This is a genomic window from Umezawaea sp. NPDC059074 (assembly GCF_042738955.1).
Classification (GTDB): domain Bacteria; phylum Actinomycetota; class Actinomycetes; order Mycobacteriales; family Pseudonocardiaceae; genus Umezawaea.
The window spans coordinates 1-12,544 of sequence record NZ_JBHYHC010000198.1 but is presented as its reverse complement, the minus strand read 5'-3'; the positions used below and the strand labels follow the sequence as shown (position 1 = coordinate 12,544).

At 68.7% G+C, this 12,544-nt stretch carries 13 protein-coding genes; 10 read left to right on the top strand and 3 right to left on the bottom strand.

All coding sequences use genetic code 11. The features are described from left to right. The first annotated feature begins 261 nt into the window (after window positions 1–261). From ACFWW9_RS43385 to ACFWW9_RS43360, 6 genes are all read left to right on the top strand, one after another. Window positions 262–876 (top strand): histidine phosphatase family protein, encoded by a 615-nt coding sequence (locus ACFWW9_RS43385; RefSeq protein WP_390389010.1) that lies wholly within the window; start codon window positions 262–264, stop codon window positions 874–876. A gap of 24 nt (window positions 877–900) precedes the next feature. Next, window positions 901–1,713 carry a pyrroline-5-carboxylate reductase gene (gene proC / locus ACFWW9_RS43380; protein WP_390389009.1) on the top strand — a complete coding sequence of 271 codons (813 nt, stop codon included), beginning with the start codon at window positions 901–903 and terminating at the stop codon, window positions 1,711–1,713. A 143-nt stretch (window positions 1,714–1,856) separates the two neighbouring features. After that, window positions 1,857–2,069 carry a helix-turn-helix domain-containing protein gene (locus ACFWW9_RS43375; protein WP_259628474.1) on the top strand — a complete coding sequence of 71 codons (213 nt, stop codon included), beginning with the start codon at window positions 1,857–1,859 and terminating at the stop codon, window positions 2,067–2,069. Window positions 2,070–2,214: 145 nt separating this feature from the next. Continuing rightward, window positions 2,215–2,316 carry a 30S ribosomal protein bS22 gene (locus ACFWW9_RS43370; protein ID WP_015105422.1) on the top strand — a complete coding sequence of 34 codons (102 nt, stop codon included), beginning with the start codon at window positions 2,215–2,217 and terminating at the stop codon, window positions 2,314–2,316. A 253-nt stretch (window positions 2,317–2,569) separates the two neighbouring features. Beyond that, window positions 2,570–3,607, top strand: a complete 1,038-nt coding sequence (locus tag ACFWW9_RS43365; RefSeq protein WP_390389008.1) for an NAD-dependent epimerase/dehydratase family protein — start codon at window positions 2,570–2,572, stop codon at window positions 3,605–3,607. Between the two features lie 16 nt (window positions 3,608–3,623). Further along, window positions 3,624–4,640 carry a lysophospholipid acyltransferase family protein gene (locus ACFWW9_RS43360; protein ID WP_390389005.1) on the top strand — a complete coding sequence of 339 codons (1,017 nt, stop codon included), beginning with the start codon at window positions 3,624–3,626 and terminating at the stop codon, window positions 4,638–4,640. A 399-nt stretch (window positions 4,641–5,039) separates the two neighbouring features. On the opposite strand, the gene ACFWW9_RS43355 is transcribed toward ACFWW9_RS43360, so the two are convergent. The 3 genes from ACFWW9_RS43355 to ACFWW9_RS43345 form a co-directional block, all read right to left on the bottom strand. Then, window positions 5,040–5,936 carry an HAD family hydrolase gene (locus ACFWW9_RS43355; RefSeq protein WP_390389003.1) on the bottom strand — a complete coding sequence of 299 codons (897 nt, stop codon included), beginning with the start codon at window positions 5,934–5,936 and terminating at the stop codon, window positions 5,040–5,042. 48 nt (window positions 5,937–5,984) lie between these two features. Continuing rightward, on the bottom strand, window positions 5,985–7,088 hold the full coding sequence (locus ACFWW9_RS43350; protein ID WP_390389001.1) for a DUF5667 domain-containing protein: 1,104 nt from the start codon (window positions 7,086–7,088) through the stop codon (window positions 5,985–5,987). Between the two features lie 87 nt (window positions 7,089–7,175). Next, window positions 7,176–7,829: a sigma-70 family RNA polymerase sigma factor gene (locus ACFWW9_RS43345; RefSeq protein ID WP_390388999.1), complete on the bottom strand. Its 654-nt coding sequence runs from the start codon at window positions 7,827–7,829 to the stop codon at window positions 7,176–7,178. A 171-nt stretch (window positions 7,830–8,000) separates the two neighbouring features. Here ACFWW9_RS43345 and ACFWW9_RS43340 point away from each other — a divergent pair, with 171 nt between their 5' ends. The 4 genes from ACFWW9_RS43340 (at window position 8,001) to ACFWW9_RS43325 (ending at window position 12,418) form a co-directional block, all read left to right on the top strand. Then, window positions 8,001–9,476, top strand: coding sequence for an AMP-binding protein (locus tag ACFWW9_RS43340; RefSeq protein WP_390388998.1), 1,476 nt, complete (start codon window positions 8,001–8,003; stop codon window positions 9,474–9,476). A 341-nt stretch (window positions 9,477–9,817) separates the two neighbouring features. Then, window positions 9,818–10,033, top strand: coding sequence for a glutaredoxin family protein (locus ACFWW9_RS43335; protein ID WP_390389011.1), 216 nt, complete (start codon window positions 9,818–9,820; stop codon window positions 10,031–10,033). Between the two features lie 67 nt (window positions 10,034–10,100). Further along, the gene (locus ACFWW9_RS43330; protein ID WP_390388996.1) at window positions 10,101–11,654 is read left to right on the top strand and encodes a molybdopterin-dependent oxidoreductase; all 1,554 of its coding nucleotides are present in this window, start codon (window positions 10,101–10,103) and stop codon (window positions 11,652–11,654) included. A gap of 89 nt (window positions 11,655–11,743) precedes the next feature. Next, window positions 11,744–12,418 carry a fasciclin domain-containing protein gene (locus ACFWW9_RS43325; RefSeq protein WP_390388994.1) on the top strand — a complete coding sequence of 225 codons (675 nt, stop codon included), beginning with the start codon at window positions 11,744–11,746 and terminating at the stop codon, window positions 12,416–12,418. Window positions 12,419–12,544 lie beyond the last annotated feature (126 nt).

Below are 12,544 nucleotides of genomic sequence, written 5' to 3'. Positions count from 1 at the left end.
GCTTTGGGGCACTGCCTTTTGGCCCGATCAAGGGGCAAATCTAGGGGCCCCAAATCAAATCGGACACAGCGGGCTGGAAATCGAAGCCGCCGACCAGCCCAGCTGGAAGCGGGAGCCGCTAAGTGGCCCGGCCGGAAGTCGAAGCCGCCGAGAGGAACCCCCAGAGGCGGCCACAGGGTGACCCCAGGGTCACAGTGAGAGACATCCCATCCAGGACAGCTGTTCCATAGGAAGCCGAAGGACCCGATAGCCTCTTCCCCCATGCGCTTGATCTTGGTCCGGCACGGGGAGTCGGAGCACGTGGCACGGCGGATCGTTTCGGCGGAGCGCGGCTGCTTGGGGTTGACGGCTCGGGGGCGTGACCAGGCCGAGGCGTTGGCGAAGCAGTGGGCGGCGGACGGCATGCGAGCTGACGTGCTGCTCCACAGCACCGCCGCTCGTGCGGGCGAGACGGCTCACCTCCTCCAGGAAGCCCTCGGCGTGGACACCGTCAAACCGGATCGCGACCTCTGCGAGCTCTGGCTCGGTGAAGGGGACGGTCTCCCTCGGGTCGAGTTCGCCAAGCGGTACGGCGCGTTCGACCTGCCCACCGCGCCCGATCGGCCGATCTGTCCTGGCGGTGAGAGCTGGAACGGGTTTCTCAGTCGCGTCGGCGAGACCCTCGACACCCTGGCCGCCACCTACTCCGGTCAGCAGGTCGTCGCTGTCACGCACGCGGGGTTCGTCGTGGCCGCGTTCCTGGAGTTGTTCGGGATTCCTCGGCCCGGTACCGGGGCCCGCGTCGATCCGGATTTCACGTCCGTGACCGAGTGGGAGCACCTTCCGTCCTCCAAGTGGCGGCTCGTCCGGCTCAACGACACGGCTCATCTGCGCTGAGAAACGCGTGGCACCCTTGTCGGCATGACGACGATCGCCGTTTTGGGCGCGGGCAAGATCGGGGAAGCCCTGTTGTCCGGGCTTCTCCAAGGGGGCCGGGACGCTCACGAGCTGCTGTTCACCGAGAAGCACCCGCAGCGGGCCGAGGAGCTGGCCAAGCAGTACGGCACGGACGCCGTGGACGTGGCCCAGGCGGCCGCGCGGGCCGATGTGCTGGTCGTCGCCGTCAAACCGCAGGACATCGAGCCGCTGCTGGACGAGCTGGCGCCGGTGATCCGGCCGGGCGCGCTGGTCGTCTCGCTCTGCGCGGGCCTTCCGACGGCCCTGTACGAACGCAGGCTGCCCGCGGGCACCGCCGTGGTCCGCGTCATGCCGAACACGCCGATGCTCGTTGGCGAGGCGATGAGCGCCATTTCCGCGGGCAAGCACGCGGAGGCGGAGCACCTGGACCTGGTCGAGGAGCTGCTGTCGACCGTGGGCAAGGTGGCGCGGGTGCCGGAGTCGCAGCAGGACGCCGTGACGGCGCTGTCCGGGTCCGGGCCCGCGTACTTCTTCTACCTCGTCGAGGCGATGATCGACGCGGGCATCCTGCTGGGGATCCCGCGTGACCTCGCCGGCCAGTTGATCATCCAGTCCGCGGTCGGCGCGGCCACGATGCTGGCGCAGGGCGACCAGCACCCGGTGATCCTGCGGGAGGCAGTCACGTCGCCCGCGGGCACCACGATCATGGCCATCCGGGAGCTGGAGAAGCACGGTGTGCGGGCCGCGTTCCTCGCGGCGATCGAGGCCGCGCGCGACCGTTCGGCCGAGCTGGGACAGGCCCACCAGGACGGGTGAGCGCGCGTCCGGCCCAGATCGGGGGCCTTTGGACGTCGCAGTAGCCCCACCTGTCCCGCTACTCTCGGGTGCAGCACGTGCGTGTCGAACCGTCGGTGGGGAAGCCGACGGCACGACACGTGTCGAAGGACGCGGTGATAACCATGCCTGCGAAGGAGAACGATCGATCGAGCCTCGTTCAGGTCCAGTTCCTGACCGTGGCCGAAGTGGCCTCCATGATGCGCGTTTCGAAGATGACCGTGTACCGGTTGGTGCACTCCGGAGAGCTGCCCGCCGTCCGGGTGGGCAAGTCGTTCCGGGTGCCCGAGAAGGCGGTGCACGCCTACCTCCAGAACGCGTATTTCGACGCCGGGTGACCTCCCGGTCAAGACCGGTGTGCGGCGCGGGGTAAACTGGGCAGCCGTTCGTGCCTGGTGTCGGCGTGCCCGCTTGACGGGCGCGCGTCCGTAGGTAGCACCGGAGCATGGAGAACCACCAACGTCTAGTAGCTAAGGAACCCGCATGGGCTCGGTCATCAAGAAGCGCCGCAAGCGCATGTCGAAGAAGAAGCACCGCAAGTTGCTTCGCAAGACTCGCGTTCAGCGTCGCAAGCGCGGCAAGTAGCCCACGCGCGGGTTCTTCATCAGCGCTCGACTGCCGCCGATCCCGGTCTCCGGGGTCGGCGGCAGTTGTGTTTGGAGGACTCGCCGTCCCAGCCGGTGGGAGTGGCTCGTGTCCTACCGGGACAGCCCCGGTCCGATCGGGTGATTAGCCGGTAAAGCCTGCGTGACCTGCGTCAAGAGAACGTTCACAGGCGCTGCCGTTACCCCGTTTGCTTGTAGCCTTGACCAGTTCCAGCACTTGGACATGGAGTCGCATGGCGCCGAAGGTCGTTCTCGTCACCGGAGTGAGCCGCTTCCTCGGCGGCAACCTCGCCGCGCGGTTCGCCGCCAACCCCGACATCGAGCGCGTGCTCGGGGTCGACACCGAGCCGCCGCCCCGCGACCTGCTCCGGCGGATGGGGCGCGCGGAGTTCGTGCGCGCCGACATCCGCAACCCGCTGATCGCGAAGGTGATCGCCACCGCGGGGGTGGACACCGTCGTGCACGCGTCGGTCACCGCCAACCCGGCGGGTCCGACGGGCCGGACGGTCATGAAGGAGATGAACGTCATCGGCACGATGCAGCTGCTGGCCGCGTGCCAGAAGTCCCCGCAGCTGCGCAAGCTGGTCGTGAAGTCGACCAGCGCCGTCTACGGCTCCAGCCCGCGCGACCCCGCCGTGTTCGCGGAGGGCATGAGCCCGAAGGACCTGCCGTCCAGCGGCTACGCCAAGGACGCCGTCGAGGTCGAGGGCTACGTCCGCGGTTTTTCCCGCCGCCGCCCGGACGTGGACGTCACCACGCTCCGGTTCACCAACTTCATCGGCCCGCGCATCGACACCGTGCTCACCCGGTACTTCGCCCTGCCCGTGGTGCCCACCGTGCTCGGCTACGACGCGCGCGTCCAACTGCTGCACTCCGAGGACGCCCTGGCGATCCTGGAGCGCGCCACCATGCACGACCTCCCCGGCGTCTTCAACGCCGGCGGCGAAGGCGTGCTCCTCCTCTCGCAGGCGATCCGCCGCGCGGGCAGGCTCACCCTGCCCGTGCCGAGCGGCGCCGTGCCGAGCGTCGGCCGCTTCTTCCGCAGCGCCCGACTCGTCGACTTCTCACCCGACCAGATGAGGTTCCTCAACTGGGGCCGGGTGGTCGACACGAGCCTGCTCAAGCGCGATTTCGGCTTCACCCCGCGCTGGACGACCCGCCAGGCCTTCGACGACTACGTGAGCGGCCGCGGACTCCGCCCGCTCATCGCCCCGGAGCGGGTGGAGGCGGTCGAGCGAGGCCTCCTCGACGCCGCCGCCAAGCTCCGCTAGCACCAGACCAGAGGAGATGGACCCCGTGGCAGGAGCACGCGTGATCCCGTTGCACGGTGCTGACCGCAACCAGTCATCCCCGTCCAGGCCCCGCAGGCCGAGGCCGGTCCCGCACCCCACCCCGACAGCGGAGGAACTGCAACAGCCGCTCACGGTGGCCCCTGACCCCCAGGACGCCACCCCTGAGCCCGCCGAGTGGGAACAGCGATTGGGTGGCCTGCTGAACTTCGTCCGCAGGCGCATCGCGGGCGACTACGAGGTCGACGAGTTCGGCTTCGACCCGGACCTGACGGACAACATCCTGATGCCCCCGCTGAAACCGCTGTACGAGAAGTGGTTCCGCGTGGAGACGACGGGAATGCACAACATCCCCACCGAGGGCGGCGCCCTCCTGGTGGCGAACCACTCCGGCACCCTGCCCCTGGACGCCACCATGACGGCTTTCGCGGTGGCCAACGAACACCCGGGCAAACGCCACCTCCGCATGCTCGGCGCAGACCTGGTCTTCAAAACCCCACTGCTAGGAGCCCTGGCCCGCAAATCCGGCCAAACCCTCGCCTGCAACCCAGACGCAGAACGCCTACTACGGTCGGGAGAAGTCGTCGGCGTCTGGCCAGAAGGCTTCAAGGGCATCGGCAAACCCTTCAAGGACCGCTACAAGCTCCAGCGCTTCGGCAGAGGCGGCTTCGTCTCAGCAGCCCTGAACACCGGAGTACCGATCATCCCGGTCAGCATCGTCGGCGCAGAAGAGATCTACCCGATGATCGGCGACATCAAAGCACTGGCAAGACTCTTCGGCTTCCCCTACTTCCCAGTAACGCCGACCTTCCCGCTGCTAGGCCCCCTGGGCGCGATCCCACTGCCGTCGAAGTGGTACATCGAATTCGGCGAGCCGATCCAAACGGACAACTTCGGCGACAACGCAGCAGACGACCCCATGCTCGTCTTCAACCTGACAGACCAGGTAAGAGAAACCATCCAGCAAACCCTCTACAGACTCCTAACCCAAAGGCGCAACGTCTTCCTGGGATAGCAATAAAAAAACAACAGCCAACCCGACTGGTGACCACGACGGCACCAGCGCTCTGCTGATGACCACGACAGCACCGGCGGTCTGCTGATGACCACGACGGCACCAGCGCTCTGCTGGTGGCCACGACGGCACCGGCAGGGGCTGGTTGGAACGTGTCCGATTTTATTTGGGGGATTTGCCCCTTAAAATTGGAGATCGGGCAGGGCTTTGGGGCACTGCCTTTTGGCCCGATCAAGGGGCAAATCTAGGGGCCCCAAATCAAATCGGACACAGCCCGCTGGAAGCCGCAGCCACTACCCGGCAACGCTGCAAGCCGCAGCCACTGACCAGCGCCGCTGGAACGAGCGCCGCTGGAACGAGCAGCCGAGCACCCAGGAACGACCAGGCAAAACGCGAGCCTCAGACGTGCCGCCGCCGATAAGCCATCCCGGCAGCCACAGCCCCGGCCAAAACCCCTGCCCCCAACACCGAAGGCACCCCGATCTTCGCCGCTTTCCGCCCAGTCCGGAAGTCCCGAACCTCCCACCCACGCCGCCGAGCAGTCTCCCTCAACCCGGAATCCGGGTTAACGGCCACAGCGTTCCCCACCACCGACAACATCGGCACATCGTTGGCGGAGTCCGAATAAGCGGTACACCGCCGCAAATTCAACCCCTCCTTCGCAGCCAACGCCCGAACGGCCTGGGCCTTCGCCTTCCCGTGCAGCAAATCCCCGACCAGCCGCCCGGTGTAAATCGAGTTTTCCGACTCGGCCACAGTCCCCAAGGCCCCGGTCAACCCCAACCGCCGAGCAATGATCTGCGCCAACTCCACCGGCGTGGCGGTCACCAACCACACCCGCTGCCCAGCGTCCAGGTGCTTCTGCGCCAAAGCCTGCGTCCCGGTCCAAATCCGGTCCACCATCAGCTCGTCGTAGATCTCCTCCCCAAGGGAGATCAACTCCGCCACCGACCGCCCGGCCACGAACGACAGCGCCTGCTCCCGCATCGCCTTCACGCTCTGCGGGTCTTCCCGCCCCCCGACCCGGAACTTCAACTGCTGCCACACGAACCCCGCGAGGTCGGACGTGTTGAAGTAGTCCCTCGCCGCCAACCCGCGCGCGAAGTGGAACATCGACGCACCCATCATCATGGTGTTGTCGACGTCGAAGAACGCGGCGGCCGTCAGGTCCGTGGCCTTCTCGCCCGGATCGTCCATGGGCAGCGCACCGGCCAGCGCCGCCTCAGCGGAAGCCTCTCCAGCCAGCGCGGCCGCGCGTTCACGGTCCGCCGAGCTCTCTACCCGCCTCCATGCCACAGCCAGCGCCTCCTGGTCAACCTGCGAGCTCTGGCATCAGGGTAGCGATCAGGAACCGAATGCAATGCCAGGCAGTCCGGGGAGTGGCAAAGGCAACGGAATGGTGATCGTCGGCAGCCCCAGCGACGGCACGGTCGGCAGCACCGACGTGAGCGGCGGGATCGCCGCCGTCGGCGAGTTCAGCACCGACTGGTCCGGCGGGGCTGCGCCCGTGGTCGTGGTCGCCGCGGGCGGCACCGGAGCCGACGGCACGGTCGCCACGGGCGGGCTGACCAGCACCGATGGCGGGTTCGTCCCGGACGACCCCTGTGCGGGCGGTTCGGATCCGCAGGGCGAGGACGCGGGCAGCGGCCCCACGTCGTCCGACGCGCCGGTCGTCACGGGCGAGCAGCCGGTGCGGGCCCGCAGGTCCGCCATCCGCTGCGCCATCTTCGCCAGGAGGGTCAACGACGTGGCCGATCGGGTCACGGCGGCTTCGGGCAACCGAGGTCGCAGGTCGGTCAGCCGCCGGGTCTGGGCCTGCGACCAGTCGGCCAGCGTCCCCAGCACCCGCTCGTCCGAGTTCGCGCCCACGGTCGACAGCTCGCGCGATCCGGCCGCCGCGTCCGTGTCGAAGTCCGTCAACGCCGTCAGGTAGCCGCCGAGCGGTCCGTCGTCGCCGTACTGGTCGGCGAGCGTCTCCATCTCGGCGAGCCGGGCCGCGGCGAACTCCAGCCGCTTCAACGCCTTCGACTCGTCGCCGAACGTGAACCCCAGCGACGCGGACTCGGCGGTCCGCTTCATCCCGTACAGCGCGTCGCCGGGCAGCGCGTCACGGCTCAGCAGCAGGCTCATCCCGGCCAGCGACAGCACCAGGCAGAGGGCGGCCGCCGCGGCGACCGCTAACCGCCCCCGCGCGCTCGACCTCCGCCGGGGCTTGAGGACCGTCACGCCGGAGGCGGCCGGGGGGTCGGCGGCGAGGATCCGCGCGCGCATCCGCTCCCGTGCCGCGGCGTCCGGTCCGCTGGTCGCGGCGGCCGACCGCAGCAGGTCGACCACGGCCAGTTCGGCCGCCAGTTCGGGATCGGCGGCCTCCGGGCGCGCCTCGACCGCACGAGCGAAGCGCTCGTGCTGCCTGCGACGCCCCAGTGGCGTGATACCTCTGCCCACCATCCCGCACCATCTCGACTTCGACGACCTGACCCGAACAACGAAAGGGGGTGTGCGGGGGTTACGCGAACGGCGCCTTTGCGATCGTGATCACCGCAGCCAGGTCGGCAGCAACGTGGCCAACCGCCGCACCGCGCGGTGCTGGAGGGCCTTGATCGCGCCTTCGTTGCGCCCCATCCTGGCCGCCGTCTCGGCGACCGACAACCCCTGGATGAACCTCAGGGTGATGCACTCCCGCTGGTCCTCGCCGAGCTGCCCGACGCACTTGAGCAGCTCCGCGTTGGTGGCGTCGGTGAGGACTTCCTGCTCCGGACCGCTCGCGACCTCGCGGTTGTCCGCCAGCTCGGCCGTGGTGATCTCCAGCCGGTACCGCGAGGACTTCACGTGGTCGTAGACGATGTTGCGCGCGATCGTCACGAACCAGGCGCCCACGTCGCGGCCCTGGTAGCTCACCGACCCGATGCTGCGCAGCGCCCGCAGGAACGTCTCGCTGGTGACGTCCTCCGCCAGATTGCGGTCGCCCACGCGGAACAGCACGTACCGGAACACCACGTCCACGTACCGGTCGTAGAGCACACCGAACGAGGCCGTGTCGCCCTCCTGGGCGGCACGGACCAGGTCCCACGGCGTCTGCGCCGTGTCGATGTCCGTCTCCTCGGCCGTGGTGGACTGCCCTCCTGCGCTCCGCGCCGAGCGGAACGTCCGGAAGGACCGGACGTTGTTCGCGCGTCCCCTGGCGATCATCGGGTAGCGGCTCCTCCACAGGTTCGCCGTGGCGAGAGCATACGTGTTGTTACTCCTTAGTAGGTAGCGCGGAGCCGTCACGGTTGTGCGACGTGTGAGCCATGCCTACATCACGCGGCCCACGCGTGACAGACTGCGACGAGCGTGAAGAGTGTTCATCAGGAGGTCACCTTGACCGAGACTGCCCGCAACGTCGCCGACCTGGTCAGCGCTTCCGCGCTGCGCGGCCCGCAGCACGCCGCGTTGATCGACGCGACAGCCGGCAAGCAGTACACCTGGTCACAGGTGGACGCGGCGGTGAACGCGCAGGCCCACGCCCTGGCAGCCGCAGGCGTCACCCCCGGCGACCGAGTCGTCGTCCGCCTCCCCACGAGCCCGGAGTTCTGCGCGGCCGTCTTCGGCGTCCTCCGCGCGGGCGGCGTGGTGGTCCCGGCAGGCCCCGGCCAGCCTCTACGCGAACTCGAGCGCCTGATCGACGACAGCGGCGCGCGACTCCTCATCGGCGACGGCGGCGGAGCCGACATCACCACCCTCGACGCCCAGCCCCTGGACATCGAGGCCGGAAACCCCTTCACCCCCCTCACCGGCGACGAGGACTTGGCGGTCCTCGGCTACACGAGCGGCACCTCCGGCGTCCCCCGAGGCGCGATGCTCACCCACCGGGCCCTGATCGCGAACGTCACCCAGTGCGCCGCCCTCCGCCCGGCCCCGGTGACAGCGGGCGACCGCGTCCTCCTGGCCCTCCCGCTCTTCCACGTCTACGGCCTGGGTCCCGGCCTCTTCCAGGTGGCGGGCGCGGGCGCCACGGCGGTGCTCCTCGAACGCTTCGACGCCGAGACCGCCCTCACCACGGTCAGAGACCACCGCATCACCACGATCGTCGGCGTCCCCCCGATGTACCAGGCAGTACTCGCACAACCGGCAGAGCGCCTGGGCGACAGCCTCTCCACGGTCCGCCTCTTCACCTCCGGCGCGGCCCCGCTCCCCAAGGGCGTCCTGGACGCCATGCGCAACGCAGTGGGCCTCCCCATCTACGAGGGCTACGGCCTCACCGAAACCGGCCCGGTCCTCACGTCCACCCTCGTGGGCGGCTTCCCCAAGCCCGGCTCGGTGGGCAGGCCCCTCCCCGGCGTCGAACTGCGCTTGGTCGACACCGACGGCCGCGTCCTGGACCAGGACGAAGACGAACCAGGCACAGGCCTGGTCTCGGTGAAGGGCGCCAACCTCTTCAGCGGCTACTGGCCAGACGGCCACCACGGCCCAGACGCAGAGGGCTGGTTCCGCACAGGAGACGTCGGCTACCTGGACGCCGAAGGCGACCTCCACCTGGTGGACCGCGCAGGCGACCTGATCATCGTCAACGGCTTCAACGTCTACCCCCACGAGGTCGAGAAGGTCCTGGGCGAACTAGACCAGGTAGCCGAGGCTGCGGCGGTGGGCGTCCCAGACGAACGCACTGGCGAGTCGGTGAAGGCAGTACTCGTACTACGAGACGGCCAAGAACTGGACGCGGCCACGGTCACGCAGCACTGCGCGGCACGGCTGGCGAAGTTCAAAGTCCCCACGATCGTCGAGTTCGCCGAGGAACTACCGCACTCAGCCACCGGCAAACTAGCCCGCTCCCGCCTGCGACTCCCGCAGTCCTGAGCACACCCTACTGACCCACAACCTAGGTGACCTGCGGGTTTGAGAACGTGGCCGATTTTATTTGGGGGATTTGCCCCTTAAAATTGGAGATCGGGCAGGGCTTTGGGGCACTGCCTTTTGGCCCGATCAAGGGGCAAATCTAGGGGCCCCAAATCAAATCGGCCACAGCACGCTGGGACAAGGGTTCACCGGGTGACCCGGCTGGAACGAGCGCCACCGGGTGACCCGGCTGGATCAAGAGCCGCAGAGGTGACCCGGCTGGAACAAGAGTTCGCGCAGCACCACGCAGGAACCGACAGACCCACTGGCACCATGACCACGTGACCCACCACGTGACCCTCATGACCCGCGAAAACTGCCACGCCTGCGACCAAGCCAAAGCGGACGTCCAACGCATCTGCGCCGAACTAGACGTCCCCTGGACCACCGAGGACGTCGACTCCGACCGTGAACTCCGCGCCGAGTACGGCGACCGGGTCCCCGTCATCCTCATCGACGGCGAGGAGCACGGCTACTGGTCCGTCGAGGAACCCCGCTTCCGCGCGGCCCTCACCTGATTACCGTCTGCTTACGACCACTGCCCCCGCCGGCGAACCGCCCGCGCGCAGGCGTCGAATGTGCACTATGGAACCTTCAGCACAACCACCGAAGCCGCCTCGCCTCACAGCGCCGGTAGCGGCCCTCATCGGGGTGCTGGCGGTAGCCATCGCCCTCACCGTCGGCCACTTGGTCGCCGGTTTCGTCGGCCCTTCGGCTTCTCCGTTCCTCGCCGTCGGCAACACCGCGATCGACCTCACCCCTCTCCAGTTGAAGGACTTCGCGGTCCGCACGTTCGGCACCTACGACAAGCTCGTCCTCCTGGGCGGCATGGGGCTGGTCCTCCTCGGCGCGGCGGTCGTCGCAGGCCTCCTCTCCCGCCGCAACCCCCTCCCCGGCTCGATCCTCGCCGGCGCGCTGGGTCTCCTCGGCGTGGCGGCGGTCCTGGCTCGCCCCGACTCCGGCCAGCTCAGCGTCCTGGCCCCGATCGCCAGCCTCGTGGCGGGCATCGCCGTCTTCCGCTGGCTCCACCGCACCGCACTGGCCGCCAAGGACGCCGACGCCCCCGAGGGCCGTCGCACCTTCCTCATCGCCTTGGGCGCGACCGCCGTGGGCGCGGGCCTCGCGGGTCTCGTCGGCCAGTTCCTCAGCAACCGCGTCGACGTCGAGGGCTCCCGCGCCGCGGTCGGCACGATCAAGCCCACCACCCCCGCCCCCGAGCTCCCGGCGGGCGCGGACTTCGCCGCGCAGGGCACCCCCAGCTTCATCACCCCGAACAACGACTTCTACCGCGTCGACACCGCGCTGAGCGTCCCCCGCCTCCGCGCCGAGGACTGGAAGCTCCGCGTCCACGGCATGGTCGACAAGGAACTCACCCTCAGCTACGACGACCTCCGCTCGCGCGACCTGGTCGAGCGCACCATCACCATGACCTGCGTCTCCAACGAGGTGGGCGGCCCGTACGTCTCGACGGCCAACTTCACCGGCGTCCTCCTCCGCGACGTCCTCATGGAGGCGGGCGTGAAGTCCGGCGCGGACCAGCTCTTCGGCACCAGTTCCGACGGCTGGACCGCGGGCACCCCCGTGGACGTCGTCATGGAGCAGGACCGCGGCGCGCTCCTCGCCCTCGGCATGAACGGCGAACCGCTCCCGGTCGAGCACGGCTTCCCGGTGCGGATGATCGTCCCCGGCCTCTACGGCTACATCTCGGCGACCAAGTGGCTCGTCGACCTCGAGCTGACCACGTTCGACGCCAAGACCTCGTACTGGATCGACCGCGGCTGGGGCAGGCTCGGCCCGATCAAGCCCATGTCCCGCATCGACACCCCCAAGGGCCTGAGCCGGATCACCGGCGGCGGCAAGATCACCGTCGCGGGCGTCGCGTGGGCCCAGCCCAAGGGCATCGCCCGCGTCGAGGTGCGCACCGACGGGGGCCCGTGGCAGGACGCCACGCTGTCCGCGGACGTCAACGACGTCTCCTGGCGGATGTGGAAGGTGGACATGGACCTGCCCGTCGGGGGTCACACGGTCGAGTGCCGCGCCACCGACAAATCGGGGTTCGTGCAGCCCCAGGCCCGTGTGGCACCCATCCCGGACGGGGCCACCGGCTGGCATTCAGCCTTCTTCACGGTAGAAAAATAAACTCCATCGGGTGAAAGCCGAACCGGATCGCCAACCGCTTCGAATGTCCCCATGACTAGCGAAGCAGAAATCAACAAGGAGTGATCCGCGTGAGGAAGACCCAGCTCGCCATCGTCGGTGCGATTGCCGCCGCGACCCTGTCGATTGCGGCCTGTGGCAGCAGCGACACCGCCTCCTCCGGTAGCTCGTCCACCGCCGGTGCCGCGACCACCACGTCCGCAGCGGCCGCCACCTCGTCCGCCGCGGCGGCAGGCGCGTCCGACGGCGTCACCAAGACCACCGACGTGTTCGGCGCCGGCTGCGCCTCGGTCCCGCAGGACCCGGCCAACAAGGGCTCCCTGCAGGGCATGGTGTCCGACCCGGTCGCCACCGCCGCCAGCAACAACCCGCTGCTCACCAAGCTCGTGGCCGCCGTCGGCGCCGCGAACCTCGGTGACACCCTGAACTCCCAGGCCGCGATCACCGTCTTCGCGCCGTACGACCCCGCGTTCGCCGAACTGGGCGACGCCAAGTTCGCCGAGCTGGCCGCCGACCCGGCCACGCTGGGCAAGATCCTCCAGTACCACGTCGTCGGCAAGCGCTACGACGCCAAGGGCCTCGAGGCCGCCAAGACGGTCGACTCGCTCACCGGCCAGAAGCTGACGATCGCCGGTTCCGGTGACACGATGACCGTCAACGGCGCCCCGGTGCTGTGCGGCAACATCCCCACCAAGAACGCCACCGTGTTCGTCATCGGCAAGGTTCTGACCCCGCCGGCGGCGTAGTCCCCGAGCTTTTCCCGGAGCGGTGCCCCGAGGACGAAACAAAAGGAGTAGGTGCCCCGCCCCCAGGTTGATGGCCACCGGCCCCAGTACCAGAATCGGTTTGAAAAAAGAGCCCACACCACACAG

Excerpts from the sequence above, each read along its gene's own strand:
- ACFWW9_RS43345 (WP_390388999.1), bottom strand. The coding sequence starts at position 7,829 with ATGATCGCCAGGGGACGCGCGAACAACGTCCGGTCCTTCCGGACGTTC.
- proC (WP_390389009.1), top strand. The coding sequence starts at position 901 with ATGACGACGATCGCCGTTTTGGGCGCGGGCAAGATCGGGGAAGCCCTG.
- ACFWW9_RS43385 (WP_390389010.1), top strand. The coding sequence starts at position 262 with ATGCGCTTGATCTTGGTCCGGCACGGGGAGTCGGAGCACGTGGCACGG.
- ACFWW9_RS43370 (WP_015105422.1), top strand. The coding sequence starts at position 2,215 with ATGGGCTCGGTCATCAAGAAGCGCCGCAAGCGCATGTCGAAGAAGAAG.
- ACFWW9_RS43365 (WP_390389008.1), top strand. The coding sequence starts at position 2,570 with ATGGCGCCGAAGGTCGTTCTCGTCACCGGAGTGAGCCGCTTCCTCGGC.
- ACFWW9_RS43350 (WP_390389001.1), bottom strand. The coding sequence starts at position 7,088 with ATGGTGGGCAGAGGTATCACGCCACTGGGGCGTCGCAGGCAGCACGAG.
- ACFWW9_RS43330 (WP_390388996.1), top strand. The coding sequence starts at position 10,101 with ATGGAACCTTCAGCACAACCACCGAAGCCGCCTCGCCTCACAGCGCCG.
- ACFWW9_RS43360 (WP_390389005.1), top strand. The coding sequence starts at position 3,624 with ATGGACCCCGTGGCAGGAGCACGCGTGATCCCGTTGCACGGTGCTGAC.
- ACFWW9_RS43335 (WP_390389011.1), top strand. The coding sequence starts at position 9,818 with ATGACCCGCGAAAACTGCCACGCCTGCGACCAAGCCAAAGCGGACGTC.
- ACFWW9_RS43375 (WP_259628474.1), top strand. The coding sequence starts at position 1,857 with ATGCCTGCGAAGGAGAACGATCGATCGAGCCTCGTTCAGGTCCAGTTC.